The sequence below is a fragment of the Altererythrobacter sp. BO-6 genome (genome assembly GCF_011047315.1).
Classification (GTDB): domain Bacteria; phylum Pseudomonadota; class Alphaproteobacteria; order Sphingomonadales; family Sphingomonadaceae; genus Erythrobacter.
Genome location: NZ_CP049259.1, coordinates 636,573 through 649,504, shown reverse-complemented (window position 1 = coordinate 649,504; position 12,932 = coordinate 636,573). Strand labels below are relative to the sequence as shown.

Below are 12,932 nucleotides of genomic sequence, written 5' to 3'. Positions count from 1 at the left end.
CAATGTCAGGTCGCAAATTGTAACGCTGTGTCAGCCGCCTGTTGCAAAGCTCCGGCGCATCAGCCGCGGCACCAGCGCTGCCTGCAGTCCCGCGCGCACCAGCAGGAACAGCACGAAACTGCCCCACAGCGCATGGTTGCCCAGCGGCCAGCTGAGCCACAGTGCCAGCGCGAACACCACGGCGGCTCCAGCCATCGACAGCAGCATCGCGCGGGTCCAGCTGGCGCCTACGAACACGCCGTCGAACACGAAACTGGCGACGCCGGCGAAGGGAATGATTGCCAGCCAGATCGCCTGCGCCTGAGCAATGCGCGCGACCTCGGGTGTGGCGGCAAAGCTATGGAGGATCGGATCGGCCAGCATAGCGAAGCCTGCCGCAACCAATGCGGCTGCGGCCAGCCCGCGCCACAGGATCGCGCGAAAATAGGCAGCAAAGCCTGCTCGGTCTTGCGCCCCCAGCCGCTCGCCATTGAGCACTTGTGCGGCGTTCTCGAACCCGTCGAGCAGCAGTGCCGTGAACACGAACAGCTGGTAGATGATGCCATTGGCGGCGAGCACTTCGGGCCCGCGCGCGGCAGAAAGGCGGGTAATCGCGGCCAGCGCCAGCATCAGCACCACTGTGCGCAGGAACAGGTCGCGATTGACGCTGAGGAAGGGGCGCAGCGCCCCCCAGCTCAGCACCGCGCGGTCGAACAGGGCAGCGACCAGCGCGTGCCCGCTTGCGCCGCGCAGCACCAGCGCGGCGAGGATCGCGAGCTTGGCGTATTCGGCGATGAAGCTCGACCAGCCGATCCCGGCGATGCCCCAGTCGAGCCGCAGTGCCAGCAACAGGCCGAGCGCGACGTTGAGCGCATTGTAGATCACCTCAATGATCAGCACGGCGCGCATCTGCCGCCGGCCGACGAGGAATCCGACCAGCGCGAGATTGAGCATCACCCCCGGCGCGGTCCAGTAACGGATTTCGGCATAGATCCCGGCCGCGGCAAGCACTTCGCCCTTTGCCCCCAGAGCTTCGAGCAGGGCGGGCATCAGCAGCGGCTTCAGCAGCAGGAGAATGGCAGCAATCGCCAAGCCTACCGCGATCCCGCGCGCCAGCATGGCGGCCTGGGCTTCGGCGCCGCGGCGCGTCCCCTCTTGCGCCACCAATCCCGTGGTGCCGGTCTTGAGGAAGTTCATGACCGTAAACAGCACCGCGAACAGCCGCGCGCCGACATCCACCGCGCCTTGCGTCGGCGCATCGCCCAGCCGCCCGACGATCCACATGTCGCCGATCCCGATCAGCGCGGTGGCGACATTGGTCAGCATGGCAGGGATCGCGATCGCCCAGATCGCGCGGGTTTCAAGGGTGGGAGTAGCGCGGGAGGAGATGGGCGTTGCTCCTTGCTTCCTCCCGTCCTTGCGGTTGGGAGTATTCGCGCAAGTCTGTCCCCCGGACAGACTTGTCTAGCGAAAACTGGTCGGGGAGACTGGATTCGAACCAGCGACCCCCTGTACCCAAAACAGGTGCGCTACCAGGCTGCGCCACTCCCCGACCGATTTCGCGCATCGCTGCGAACCCAAGTTCCGCCGCCGCTGGTGGGCCCGGCAGGACTCGAACCCGCGACCTAGCCGTTATGAGCGGCCAGCTCTAACCAACTGAGCTACAGGCCCATGCAGCGGCGTGCGATGCGCGAAGGCCCCTACAATGCAACATCGCGCGAAACAAGCGCGCTGAATGCACTCGCGGCATTATTGCGCGGCCATGCCTCGGTCGGCCGCATCGCCAGGACTTTCGCCGGCTCCTTTCGGATCGCCCATGGCGACGGCGGCCAGCGGCAGGCTGAGGCAGATGCGATCCCCGTCCTGCACCAGATTGCCGCCCGCGCCGCGCGCTTCCGCCCGCCCCAATCTCAGGCTGAACCCGGCGCCGAACAGGCCCGCGCTGAGGCCGCTGGCATCGGGTTTGACCTGCGCAGCGAACAGTTCGTCTTCGGCGTTCAGTCGGGCCGGGACCTGGCACCACAGCCGCGCCGTATCGCTATCGGCCCCGATCTCTGCTGCGAGTTTCTCGCCTGAATCGACAGCGCCGGCGAGCGTCGCCAGCAGGCGCCAGGCGAGCGCCTCAGCCTCTTCGGGATCGATCTCGACCCACAGTGCGCGCGCATCGCCCGGATCAAGCTCGATCCCGGCCATGCGCGGCGCCAGCACCTGCGACAGTTGCCCCGTCATCCGCTGGATGAGCGCAACAAAGTCGGTCTTGCCGCCGGCAATGGCCGTTGCCCCGCTTTCGAGCTTTGCCAGCCGGTCAAGCTCGTCGAAACCGGCAAGGATGCTGGCGGCGTCACCCGCGATCGAGGCGGCCAGCGCGCGATAGGCATTGGGCACCGGGCCATAGAGCTGCTGGTGGATCAGTTCGGCAAAGCCTTGCACCGCGTTCACCGGCGTGCGCAATTCGTGCAGCAGCTGGCGCAGGCGTTCGGCTTCGGAAGGTGCGCCGCCGGCCATTTGGTCCGGGTCGAAGGGGCGGCGGAACCGGCCGGCATAGCCAAGAAACCGGCCGCCTGCGCGCGAGAAGCGCGGATGCGCGTCCACCACCCATTCGCCGCGGATCGCCGCGGCACCATCGAGCGTGCGAAGCTCCGATGCGATCGGTTGTTGCGTGGCAAAACTGGCTGCGATGGCGTCCGCCTGGCCGGGGGCGCTGATGGCCCCGCGCTCGAACAGGCGCGTGCCAACAACCATGGGGGCTACCTCTGGCTCAGCCCAATCGATCCGTCCATCGACGTCGCAGGTAAAGGCGAAGCCGGACACGGCATGCTCGCGCCGCGGTTCGCGCTCGCCCAGCGGCAACCGGGGCGACAAGTCGCTCGCCAGCGGCTCGCTGGTATGGTCGCGACGGAACTGTGCGATCCGCTCGACCAGTGCGGCAATCTCGCTCTTTTCGTCGGCGCTGCCGGGCGAGGGCGGAATTGGCCGGGCGCGGCGCATGGCGGGCTGCGGGCGAGCGGCGCCTGCTTCCGGCAGAGCGGGCTCCGGTTCGGGGATCGGCGGAGCTTCGAAATCGTCCTCGACCTGCTGCGCTTCGCCCAGTTCGAGCGTGTCGTTCTGCGCGGCGGGTTGCGGCAGGCCGCGATCATGGATGCCCAGCCGTTCAAGCAGCATTTCCGCACCGGGCGGCAAGTCGCGCCGCAGCCGCAGGAAGCCGCGCGCGCGGATCGGCAGGCGCGGGATGAGCGCCGTCCAGTCATCTTCGGTAAGGTCGGCGCGGGAGAGCGCGGCGGAAACCACTTCGGGCTCGTCTTCCGCCAGATGCGCGGCCAGCTGCGGATTGCGGAAGCGCCAGCCCGGCTCTCGGATCATCCGCGCCCGGTCAGCCGGCGGGATCATTTCGCCCAGCGCGCCCAGCCGCAGCCAGGCGGCGGCGATCAAGCTGTCATCGCGGCCATATTTGCGATTGCCCAGGAGGTCGAGCAGCTGCCGGAATTGCGTGCGCGCGCCCCGCTCGCTGGTGGCGCGGTGGCGCAACACAGTGGCAAGGCGGTCATCAAAGAACATCGCTTCTCCGGGCACGCGCAGATCGCGCTGGTAATGCGGCGCTTACTATGCGCCTCGATTATGCCCTATCAGCAAGATCACCTCCTTGCGGAGAGCGTTTGTCGATGCGTTGCAAAGCGGGACAATTGCTGGCAGGAACAATAATATTAGCTTTGACCCCGTAAAAAGGGCGCATCTGTTGCAAACCGGCCCGAATCGCGGCCGTTTTCAGTCGAAAGGCGCAATGTATGGCCAATCTGGACGAGATCGACCGCCGCTTGCTGGCCGAATTGCAGCGTGAAGGGCGCGTGACCAATGTCGAACTGGCCCAGCGTGTGGGGCTGACAGCGCCGCCGTGCCTGCGCCGGGTGCGCGGGCTTGAGGAAGACGGGGTGATCAAGGGCTATCACGCCGATCTTGATGCCTCGAAACTGGGCTTTGCGATCACGGTTTTCGCCATGGTGAGCCTGAAGAGCCAGGCGGAAAGCGCGCTGCGCGAGTTCGAGGAGCATATGAAGGAGCTGCCCGAAGTGCGCGAATGCCATATGCTCAATGGCGAAATCGATTTTATCCTGAAGGTCGTTAGCAAGGATTTGCAGAGCTTCCAGGAATTCCTCACCAGCAAGCTGACGCCTGCGCCCAATGTGGAAAGCGTCAAGACTTCGCTGACGATCCGCACCGCCAAGCACGAGCCGGGCGTACCGCTGGAAAGCTAGGGCTTTATGTCCGCTAGTCGGTGGAAAGCGGACGTTGCGCAATCACTTGCGCAATGGCAACATTTGGATATGCGAGCCACTATAGCAGCGATCTCGCTATTGATCCTCGCCAGTTGCGACTCAAATCCTGGTACGTACGAAACGAGCTGTTCGACACCGTTGAAACATTGGCGGACTGAGCAAGACGGGTTGCAGCATTTGCTTGTAGTCTTGGTTTTTGTCCTCGACGAGGAGGGCAAAGTTAGACTGCGGACTGACACTGAGGATAACGTGATCTCAGATTCAAAACTCGCTGAGATCTTGGAGGGAACCAGCCAGTTTCTTGTACCACCGCAGATTGTGCTTGAACCTGCACCTTTATCTCCATGCGATAGGGTTAGGAGTGTTCGCTCAATTATGGATCAAGCATCGGTCTGCAATAGCGCTCCATACATGTGCAGTGAAGGAAGTGATTCCGAAAGCTGGCCCATTGTTGGCGGGCCCTAACCATTCTCGCAAAGTTGCCGAGACAAACTGGCGGGCCAATTAATTCTTTGCCTGCAGAGTCGATGCCAGTTTTTGGGTCGTTAGCCGACATTCACCCCGCGCGCTTCGCCAGCCACTCCTCCAGCCACTTGATGGTGTAATCGCCGTTCAGGATATCGTCCTGCCGCAGCAATTCCTGGTGGAGCGGGATGTTGGTCTTCACCCCTTCGACCACCATTTCCTCCAGCGCGCGGCGCAGCCGCATGATGCAGCCTTCGCGGGTGCGGCCATAGACGATCAGCTTGGCGATCATGCTGTCGTAATAGGGCGGGATCCGGTAGCCGGCATAGAGTCCTGAATCGACCCGCACATGCATGCCGCCCGCGGCGTGGTAATAGTTCACGGGGCCGGGCGAGGGAGCGAAGGTAAAGGGATCCTCCGCATTGATGCGGCATTCGATCGCGTGGCCGTGGAATTCCAGGTCCGCTTGCGCCACGGACAGCGGCTTGCCCTCGGCAATGCGGATCTGCTCGCGCACCAGGTCAACCCCGGTGATGGCTTCCGTCACCGGGTGTTCCACCTGCAGGCGGGTGTTCATCTCGATGAAATAGAACTCGCCGTTCTCCCACAGGAACTCGATCGTGCCCGCCCCGCGATAGGCCATGTCGCGCATCGCCTGCGCGCAGATTTCGCCCATGCGGTGGCGTTCCTCGGCCGAAATGACGGGCGAGGGCGCTTCCTCCAGCACTTTCTGGTGGCGCCGCTGGAGCGAGCAGTCGCGCTCGCCCAAATGGATCGCGTTGCCGTTGCCGTCGCCGAATACCTGGAATTCGATGTGGCGCGGATTGCCGAGGTACTTCTCGATATAGACGGTGGCATCGCCGAAGGCGGCCTTGGCCTCGCTGCCCGCCTGCTTCATCAGGCTTTCGAGTTGGTCTTCGCTTTCGCAGACCTTCATGCCGCGACCGCCGCCGCCGCTCGCGGCCTTGATGATCACCGGATAGCCGATGTCCTTGGCGATCTTGCGCGCCTCGTCATAATCGGAGACCGCGCCGTCAGAGCCGGGGACCAGCGGCAGGCCCAATGCGCCTGCGGTGCGCTTCGCCTCGACCTTGTCGCCCATGGTGCGGATATGCTCGGGCTTGGGCCCGATCCAGGCGATGTCATGCGCTTCAACGATTTCGGCGAATTTGGCGTTTTCCGACAGGAAGCCATAGCCGGGGTGGATCGCATCGGCGTGGGTAACCTCGGCGGCAGAGATGATTGCCGCGACATTGAGATAGCTGTCCGTCGCGGGCGGCGGTCCGATGCACACCGCCTGATCCGCCAGCCGCACGTGCATGGCATCGGCATCGGCGGTGGAATGCACCGCGACCGTTTCGATCCCCATTTCATGCGCGGCGCGATGGATGCGCAGCGCGATTTCGCCGCGATTGGCGATCAGGATGCGTTTGATCGCCATCACTTACCCGATAGCGACGAGCGGCTGGCCGAATTCGACCGGCTGCGCGTTTTCGATCAGGATCGCCGTGACCGTGCCGGACTTGTCGGCGGCGATCGGGTTCATCACTTTCATCGCTTCGATGATCAGCAGCGTGTCACCTTCCTTCACCGCCTGGCCGACGCTGACGAAATTGGCGGCGCCCGGCTCGGGCGCGAGATAGGCGGTGCCGACCATGGGCGATTTCAGCGCATTGGCGTGATCGGGTGCTGCAGGCGCGCTTTCGGCTGCGGGAGCGGCAGCGGCAGGAGCGGGAGCTGCGGCGGGCGCCGGGGCGTGAGCCATAACCGGGGCAGCCGCAACCACGCCGCCGCCACGCGAGACGCGGATCTTGCGGTCATTGTCCTCGACTTCGATTTCGGTGAGCCCGGTTTCATTGAGCAGTTCGGCAAGCTCGCGAACCAGCTTGGTATCGACATTCATGCCGGAATTGCGCCCGGCATTGGTCTTTCGTTCGGCCATTATCGCCCCTCAGAACTTCGTTGCGGGCGTGACTATTCGCGGGAATTGTGGCTGGCAAGAGGCGCGTTGTGACTTTTTTGTGAAGCGCGCGCTCACACTTCGCCGGCGGCGACCGCTTCCAGCGCGATCAGGTAGCTGTTGGCCCCGTGCCCCTGCACGCATTTGGCCGCCGCCATACCGACATAGGAAGTGTGGCGAAACGGCTCGCGCGTGGTCGGGTCAGACAGGTGGACTTCGATCACCGGCGTGCGGATCGCCTTGATCGCATCGAGCAGCGCGATCGATGTGTGGGTATAGGCCGCCGCATTGAGCAACACCGCGCGCGCGCCTTCGGCCTGCGCTTCGTGCAGCCAGTCGATCAGCATGCCTTCGTGGTTGGTCTGGCGCATGTCGATTTCGAGGCCCAGCTCGCGGGCGCGATCTTCCAGCATCCCGGCGATCTCGTCGAGCGTAGTCGCGCCATAGATTTCGGGCTCGCGCGTGCCGAGCAGGTTGAGGTTTGGCCCGTTGAGGACATAGACGAGGTTGGATGCAGCGGTCATGCCCGCTGGTTAGCGGGAAGTGCAACGGGGGGGAAGCGGAAGCTATCCTTTTGAGTTTTTGGCGCTCTGCCCGAAATCGGCTATCGCGACAGCGATAACTGGTGGGGCATGTTCGTCATATTCTTGATCTTGGCCGGGCTCGTGCCGATCGTTCTGCTGATCGGCTTGTGCACGCTCGTGTATTGGGCAAGTGCCGATTTTGCCGACAACCAGGCCGAGCTGGAAGGGGCGAACGGCAACCAGTCGATCTTCAGGCGCCTGTTCCGATGGTTGAACAAGCCCACCGAGCGGCTCGATTACCGGCGTGACAAATTGGGGCGGTTCCGCAAGGTGCGACGCGGCTGATTTCCAGGCCAGACGCTTTGCTCGCCCATCCGTTTAATGCGGTTGAGGGGGCGACCTATGATCGCTCAACCCCCTTTACCTTACCCCATTGGCGGGCGGCGGTGTAGCCGAGATAGCCGGTGCCAAACAGCGCATAGAGCGGTTCGGGCAAGCCATTGAGATAGGCATTCATGCCGCTGGCGATGTCCCTTGCGGCGGCGGGATTGAACGCGGCGAGCACGCCCATCGGCAACGCCCACAGGATCATCGCATACATCACATAGAGGAAGCTGGGGCGGGCGCGGCTGGTCCATGGATCGGATGACTGCGCCTCGGCCACGATTGCTTGGAGGCGCGCCTGGATCAGCTCCATCTCTTGCGTGCCTTCAAGCCGCAGCAGTTCCAGCTTGGCGCGGGCGCGCGCTTCCTTGTCGGGGATGATCTTGTCGATGATCGAGGCGAGGGGGCCAATCAGCGAATCGATGAATGCCATGGGTCATGCTCCTGCAGGGTGAATTGCAGGAGAAATAACCAAATGGGTTCATGTAGGAAAATCAGCCGCTTTCGCCGGCCTCCGCCAGCAACCGCTGGGCCAGCGCGAGATGCGGCCGGTCCAGCATCTGCCCGTCCAGCCCCACGGTGCCGGTGCCGGGGTTGTCGGCGAAGGCCTGCACAACTGCGCGGGCGTGGGAGATCTCTTCCGCACTGGGCGTGAAGGCTTCGTTGATCACGTCGACCTGCGCCGGGTGGATCGCCAGCATCCCGCGATAGCCCTGGCCGCGCACCATCAGCGCACGTTCACGCAGTTTTTCGAGGTCGCGAAATTCGGGCATCACCGTCTCGATCGGGGTGCAGCCTGCCGCCACCGCGCCGAGCAGGCACAGGCTGCGGGCAAGCTCATAGGTCGGCATGTAGGAGCCATCGGGCCGGTGCTGCACCCGCGCGCCAAGCGCGGATGACAGGTCCTCCGCACCCCAGCTCATCGCCACCAGTCGCGGCGCGAAGGCATAGTCGCCGCAATGGAACATCGCCTTGGGCGTTTCGGTCACCAGCGCGGCAACGCGGGTGGATCCGGTCGGGATGACATGATCGGTTTCGCGCGCGGTCAGCATAGCGTCGAGCGCCGCAACGTCCTGGCGTCCTTCGGCCTTGGGCAGGAACAATCCTCCGGGCGCCGCTGCCATGATCGCATCGAGATCCGCCTCGGTTTCGCCGCTGGTAAGCGGGTTCACACGCACCCAGATACGGTGCTTGTCCTCGCGGCCGTTGAGAAAGTCGGCGACCAGTTGTCGCGCGGCGGGCTTGTTTTCGGGTGTGACCGAATCCTCAAGGTCGAGCAGCACGATGTCGGCGGCGCTTTCGCTCGCCTTTAGCATCTTGCGCTCGCTGTCACCGGGGGCAAACAGCCAGCTGCGCATTCTGGCGCGATCTTGGCGGGGAAGGGTGGCTTGCTCGCTCATGCCAAATGTCTCCTCGGCCACGCCGGTTAAGGCGCTGACCGGAACGGCGCAATAGCGGGTTGGGGAGACTTTCCACTGGTCGGGACGAGAGGATTCGAACCTCCGACCCCCACACCCCCAGTGTGATGCGCTACCAGGCTGCGCTACGTCCCGAGACCAGTGGAGGGCGGCCCTATAGGGCGGCGCTTTGTAGCTGGCAAGCCGCGATCGCCAGTGAGGATAGTCTGCCACAGTTTCGCGCGCGCAATTGCGGCTCGCTTGCAATGCTGCTAACCGCGCCCACTTAGCGAAGCGGGAAGGCTTCGGCGCACCGTGAACGCGGCATGCCGGGCAATCCCGCAATGGTCCATCTTTCAGTCTGACAGGCTTCAATCCCATGCTAGACATTCTTGCCGCCGCGGCCAGTGCCGAAGCACCGCCCGCCTGGATCCAGTGGCTGCCGATCATCGGCATGATCCTGATTTTCTGGTTCCTCATCATCCGCCCGCAAATGAAGCGGCAGAAGGAACACCAGCAGAAGATCGCGGGCCTCAAGAAGGGCGACCAGGTGATCACCGCGGGCGGCCTGGTGGGCAAGGTGGCCAAGGTGGATGACACCTATGCCGAAATCGACCTGGCGCAGGGCGTACGGGTCAAGGCGGTGAAAAGCACCATCGGCGATATCATCCCGCCGGGCGGCTCGCCGGCGAACGACTGACCTGAAGCCAAGGACGGGTTGCTACTCTGATGCTCGATTTTCCGACCTGGAAGAAGGTATGGCTATGGGGGCTGACGCTGCTGGCGTCGCTTGCCGCGCTGCCTTCCCTGCTTTCCAACACAGGCTTCGACTGGCCGGATTTCCTGCCTGACCCCGAGATCAATCTTGGCCTCGACCTCGCCGGTGGCAGCCACATCCTGCTTGAGGCGGACCGGGCGCAGGTCGCCTCGCAGCGGCTTGAAAACATGGAGGAATCGGTCCGCTCCCTGATGCGCGGATCGACCCCTGAAAGCCGCATCCGAATTGGCGATGTTTCGACCGCTGAAGGGCGATTGAGCTTCATGCTGGACGATCCGGCCGATCTCGATCGTGCGCGCGAGCTGCTGCTGCCGCTGATGAACGGTTCGGGGCTGGTGCGCGAATGGGACCTGACCGTGCAGGACGGGCAGCGCATGGTGCTGACCCCGACACAGGACGGGCTCGATACTGCGGTTTCGCAGGCGATGGACAGTGCCACGGAAGTGGTGCGCAAGCGTATCGACGCGCTGGGCACGCGCGAGCCGACGATTATTCGCCAGGGCGACACCCGCATCGTGGTGCAGGTCCCCGGCCTGCAGGACCCGGATCAGCTCAAGGAGCTGCTGGGCCAGACTGCCAAGCTCGAATTCAAGCTGGTCGACCAGACCGCGCTGCCGAGCGATGTCGAGCAGGGCATTGCCCCGCTCGGTTCGGAAATCTTTCCCTATGCGGAAGGTACGCCATTCGCAGGAACTTCGGTCGCCGTACGCCGCCTTGGCGGCATTCGCGGTGACAATCTGATCAATGCGCAGCAGAGCTTCGACCCGCAGACCAACGAAGCCGTGGTCAATATCACGTTTGACCAGCAAGGCGGCGCACGCTTTGCCAAACTGACGACGGAAAACGTCAACCGCCCATTCGCGATCATCCTTGACGGCAAGGTGCTCTCCGCGCCCAATATCAACGAGCCAATCCTTGGCGGCAGCGCCCAGATTTCGGGCAGCTTTACCGTCGATACCGCCAACAACCTGGCAATCTCGCTGCGCTCGGGTGCCTTGCCGGTCGACCTGACCGTGATCGAGGAACGCACCGTCGGGCCTGACCTGGGCGCGGATTCGATCAAGCGCGGCCTCTTGGCGATGATGATCGGTTCGGTCGCGGTGATCGCGCTGATGATCCTTAGCTATGGCCGGTTCGGTGTGTATGCGACGCTGGCGCTGGTCTTCAACGTCATGATCATTCTCGGCATCATGGCCGGGCTTAATACGACGCTGACCCTGCCCGGCATCGCCGGCTTCGTGCTGACGATCGGTGCGGCGGTGGACGCCAACGTGCTGATCAACGAGCGTATCCGCGAAGAGCGCAAGCGCGGGCGGCGCGTGGTGGCTGCGGTCGAAACCGGCTACAAGGAAGCCAGCCGCGCCATCTATGACGCGAACGTCACCAATTTCATCGCAGGCGTGCTGCTGTTCCTGTTCGGCTCCGGCCCGGTGCGCGGCTTCGCCGTCGTGCTGGTGATCGGGTTGTTCACCAGCGTTTTCACCGCTGTCACGCTCACCCGGATGTGGGTGGCGGGCTGGCTGCGCAAGGCGCGGCCCGGCGATATCAATCTGTAAGGGGCAGGAACGATGCGACTTCTCAAGCTCGTCCCCGACGACACCAACATCAAGTTCCTCAAATGGCGCGTGCCGTTCTTCGTGGTCAGCCTGCTGCTGATCGCGGCCAGCTGGGCCTTGGTGCTGACCAAGGGCATCAATTATGGCGTCGACTTTGCCGGCGGCCAGGAAGTGCGGCTGACCTTCGAACAGCGTGAGGAGGCCCCGATCCCGCAACTGCGCGTGCTGGTGGAGGGGCTGGGTTACGGAACCCCGGTGGTGCAGGAATTCGGCGAACCCAACCAGGTTTCGATCCGCGTCCGCTTGCCCGAAGATGTCGAAAACACGCCAGGCGCCGCGACCGAGATCGGCAACCGCGTGATCAGCGCAATCGAAGCGGAATATCCCGACGTACGGCGCGACGGGAATGACACCGTTTCGGGCAAGGTTGCAGGCGAGTTCCGTAACGATGCAGTGCTGGCGCTGATCGCCGCGATGTTGGCGGTGGCGCTATATATCTGGATCCGCTTCGAATGGCAGTTCGGCGTGGGTGGCCTGTTCGCGCTGTTCCACGACGTTTCGGTCACCCTGGGCATGTTCGCGCTGTTCCAGATGGAATTCAGCCTGCAGATCATCGCCGCAATCCTGGCGATCATCGGCTATTCGCTGAACGACACCATCGTCGTTTACGACCGCATCCGCGAGAACCTGAAGAAGTATCGCAAGATGGATGTGCCGGACTTGCTGGACCTCTCCGTCAACGAAACTCTGGCGCGTACGGTCATGACCAGCCTGACGCTGCTGGTGGCGCTCGTGCCGCTGCTCCTCTTTGGTCCCGCCAGCCTGTTTGGCCTGGTCGCCGCGATCACGCTGGGCATCTTCATCGGCACCTACAGCTCAATCTACATGGCGGCGCCGCTGCTGGTGTGGATGGGCGTGACGTCCGACAGCTTCGTGCCGCGCGAAAGCGAAGCGGACCGGCAGGAAAAGAAAGCGCGCGGGGAAGCCTAAAGCTTTCGCACGAGCATTTCGGCCACGGCAATCCATGGCGGGTTGTCGACCACTTGCTGCTTCTGCCCGCTGCCTGGCGGCAGGATGCCGACCAGGTCACCCTGCCGGTCGATCAGCCGCCCGAAGGCAAAGCGCCCGCCGGGGCGGGGGACCAGCACGTCGCGATTGATCGCATGCGCAGCTTCAGCAGGCGCAAGCTGGCGTAGCCAAAGCAGGTCGCCCGGGCGGGATTCGCCGACGCTCTCGGCCACGCTGAGTACCGTGAGCGATCCTTCGCCCGCAATATCGGCCGGGAGCAGCGCCTCGCGCGGCTTCGCCAGCGCTTCCGGCCCGGCGGCACGCAGGCTGGCTACGACCATCGGCGCCGGGGTTTCCTCCGATCGAACCAGCATTTCGGGATCGACTTCCAGCGCTGCCGCGATGCGCTCCATCCATTTGAGCGACAGGTTGCGCATCCCGGTTTCGAGCCGCCCGATGGTTTGCGGGGTGGTCGGCGGGCTGCAGGCATCGGCCAGATCGGCCAGCGTCATGCCCTTGCTCTTGCGGATGTCGCGGATGCGATTGATCACCGTTGCTCTCCCGTCGCAGCTAACCTGATTGGTGATTTTACTTTCCTACACGAACCTTT

At 63.8% G+C, this 12,932-nt stretch carries 13 protein-coding genes and 3 tRNA genes; 5 read left to right on the top strand and 11 right to left on the bottom strand.

The window, feature by feature from the left end; translation table 11 throughout:
• Window positions 1-30: 30 nt before the first annotated feature.
• From G6N82_RS03185 to G6N82_RS03170, 4 genes are all read right to left on the bottom strand, one after another.
• Window positions 31-1,305, bottom strand: a complete 1,275-nt coding sequence (locus tag G6N82_RS03185; protein ID WP_165193647.1) for an MATE family efflux transporter — start codon at window positions 1,303-1,305, stop codon at window positions 31-33.
• A gap of 149 nt (window positions 1,306-1,454) precedes the next feature.
• A tRNA-Pro gene (locus tag G6N82_RS03180) sits at window positions 1,455-1,531 on the bottom strand.
• Window positions 1,532-1,573: 42 nt separating this feature from the next.
• Window positions 1,574-1,650: transfer RNA gene (locus G6N82_RS03175), tRNA-Ile, on the bottom strand.
• Between the two features lie 78 nt (window positions 1,651-1,728).
• Window positions 1,729-3,534, bottom strand: coding sequence for a histidine kinase dimerization/phospho-acceptor domain-containing protein (locus G6N82_RS03170; protein ID WP_165193645.1), 1,806 nt, complete (start codon window positions 3,532-3,534; stop codon window positions 1,729-1,731).
• 227 nt (window positions 3,535-3,761) lie between these two features.
• Here G6N82_RS03170 and G6N82_RS03165 point away from each other — a divergent pair, with 227 nt between their 5' ends.
• The gene (locus G6N82_RS03165; RefSeq protein WP_165193643.1) at window positions 3,762-4,229 is read left to right on the top strand and encodes an Lrp/AsnC family transcriptional regulator; all 468 of its coding nucleotides are present in this window, start codon (window positions 3,762-3,764) and stop codon (window positions 4,227-4,229) included.
• A gap of 577 nt (window positions 4,230-4,806) precedes the next feature.
• Here G6N82_RS03165 and accC read toward each other — a convergent pair.
• The 3 genes from accC to G6N82_RS03150 all read right to left on the bottom strand — a co-directional run bounded on the left by accC (window position 4,807) and on the right by G6N82_RS03150 (window position 7,199).
• On the bottom strand, window positions 4,807-6,156 hold the full coding sequence (gene accC, locus G6N82_RS03160) for an acetyl-CoA carboxylase biotin carboxylase subunit (protein ID WP_165193641.1): 1,350 nt from the start codon (window positions 6,154-6,156) through the stop codon (window positions 4,807-4,809).
• 3 nt (window positions 6,157-6,159) lie between these two features.
• On the bottom strand, window positions 6,160-6,657 hold the full coding sequence (gene accB, locus G6N82_RS03155; protein WP_241255172.1) for an acetyl-CoA carboxylase biotin carboxyl carrier protein: 498 nt from the start codon (window positions 6,655-6,657) through the stop codon (window positions 6,160-6,162).
• Window positions 6,658-6,749: 92 nt separating this feature from the next.
• Complete coding sequence (locus tag G6N82_RS03150; protein ID WP_165193639.1) at window positions 6,750-7,199, bottom strand: type II 3-dehydroquinate dehydratase; 450 nt, start codon at window positions 7,197-7,199, stop codon at window positions 6,750-6,752.
• A gap of 129 nt (window positions 7,200-7,328) precedes the next feature.
• Here G6N82_RS03150 and G6N82_RS03145 point away from each other — a divergent pair, with 129 nt between their 5' ends.
• The gene (locus G6N82_RS03145) at window positions 7,329-7,544 is read left to right on the top strand and encodes a hypothetical protein (protein ID WP_165193637.1); all 216 of its coding nucleotides are present in this window, start codon (window positions 7,329-7,331) and stop codon (window positions 7,542-7,544) included.
• Between the two features lie 55 nt (window positions 7,545-7,599).
• On the opposite strand, the gene G6N82_RS03140 is transcribed toward G6N82_RS03145, so the two are convergent.
• The 3 genes from G6N82_RS03140 to G6N82_RS03130 form a co-directional block, all read right to left on the bottom strand.
• Window positions 7,600-8,016, bottom strand: a complete 417-nt coding sequence (locus G6N82_RS03140) for a holin family protein (protein ID WP_165193635.1) — start codon at window positions 8,014-8,016, stop codon at window positions 7,600-7,602.
• Window positions 8,017-8,077: 61 nt separating this feature from the next.
• Window positions 8,078-8,983, bottom strand: a complete 906-nt coding sequence (locus G6N82_RS03135; RefSeq protein WP_165193633.1) for a CoA ester lyase — start codon at window positions 8,981-8,983, stop codon at window positions 8,078-8,080.
• Between the two features lie 76 nt (window positions 8,984-9,059).
• Window positions 9,060-9,136: transfer RNA gene (locus tag G6N82_RS03130), tRNA-Pro, on the bottom strand.
• A gap of 223 nt (window positions 9,137-9,359) precedes the next feature.
• Between G6N82_RS03130 and yajC the strand changes: the two genes are divergently transcribed.
• The 3 genes from yajC to secF are packed head-to-tail and all read left to right on the top strand — an operon-like array spanning window position 9,360 to window position 12,304.
• The gene (yajC, locus tag G6N82_RS03125) at window positions 9,360-9,680 is read left to right on the top strand and encodes a preprotein translocase subunit YajC (protein WP_165193631.1); all 321 of its coding nucleotides are present in this window, start codon (window positions 9,360-9,362) and stop codon (window positions 9,678-9,680) included.
• Between the two features lie 29 nt (window positions 9,681-9,709).
• Window positions 9,710-11,314, top strand: a complete 1,605-nt coding sequence (gene secD / locus G6N82_RS03120) for a protein translocase subunit SecD (RefSeq protein ID WP_165193629.1) — start codon at window positions 9,710-9,712, stop codon at window positions 11,312-11,314.
• Window positions 11,315-11,326: 12 nt separating this feature from the next.
• The gene (gene secF, locus G6N82_RS03115; RefSeq protein WP_165193627.1) at window positions 11,327-12,304 is read left to right on the top strand and encodes a protein translocase subunit SecF; all 978 of its coding nucleotides are present in this window, start codon (window positions 11,327-11,329) and stop codon (window positions 12,302-12,304) included.
• Here secF and G6N82_RS03110 read toward each other — a convergent pair.
• Window positions 12,301-12,873, bottom strand: a complete 573-nt coding sequence (locus tag G6N82_RS03110) for a helix-turn-helix transcriptional regulator (RefSeq protein ID WP_165193625.1) — start codon at window positions 12,871-12,873, stop codon at window positions 12,301-12,303. The two genes, secF and G6N82_RS03110, sit on opposite strands and share 4 nt — an antisense overlap.
• Window positions 12,874-12,932: the final 59 nt, after the last annotated feature.

Coding starts and splice junctions, on each gene's coding strand:
- accC (WP_165193641.1), bottom strand. CDS start 6,156: ATGGCGATCAAACGCATCCTGATCGCCAATCGCGGCGAAATCGCGCTG.
- G6N82_RS03170 (WP_165193645.1), bottom strand. CDS start 3,534: ATGTTCTTTGATGACCGCCTTGCCACTGTGTTGCGCCACCGCGCCACC.
- yajC (WP_165193631.1), top strand. CDS start 9,360: ATGCTAGACATTCTTGCCGCCGCGGCCAGTGCCGAAGCACCGCCCGCC.
- accB (WP_241255172.1), bottom strand. CDS start 6,657: ATGGCCGAACGAAAGACCAATGCCGGGCGCAATTCCGGCATGAATGTC.
- G6N82_RS03150 (WP_165193639.1), bottom strand. CDS start 7,199: ATGACCGCTGCATCCAACCTCGTCTATGTCCTCAACGGGCCAAACCTC.
- G6N82_RS03185 (WP_165193647.1), bottom strand. CDS start 1,305: ATGCTGACCAATGTCGCCACCGCGCTGATCGGGATCGGCGACATGTGG.
- G6N82_RS03135 (WP_165193633.1), bottom strand. CDS start 8,983: ATGAGCGAGCAAGCCACCCTTCCCCGCCAAGATCGCGCCAGAATGCGC.
- secF (WP_165193627.1), top strand. CDS start 11,327: ATGCGACTTCTCAAGCTCGTCCCCGACGACACCAACATCAAGTTCCTC.
- G6N82_RS03140 (WP_165193635.1), bottom strand. CDS start 8,016: ATGGCATTCATCGATTCGCTGATTGGCCCCCTCGCCTCGATCATCGAC.
- secD (WP_165193629.1), top strand. CDS start 9,710: ATGCTCGATTTTCCGACCTGGAAGAAGGTATGGCTATGGGGGCTGACG.
- G6N82_RS03165 (WP_165193643.1), top strand. CDS start 3,762: ATGGCCAATCTGGACGAGATCGACCGCCGCTTGCTGGCCGAATTGCAG.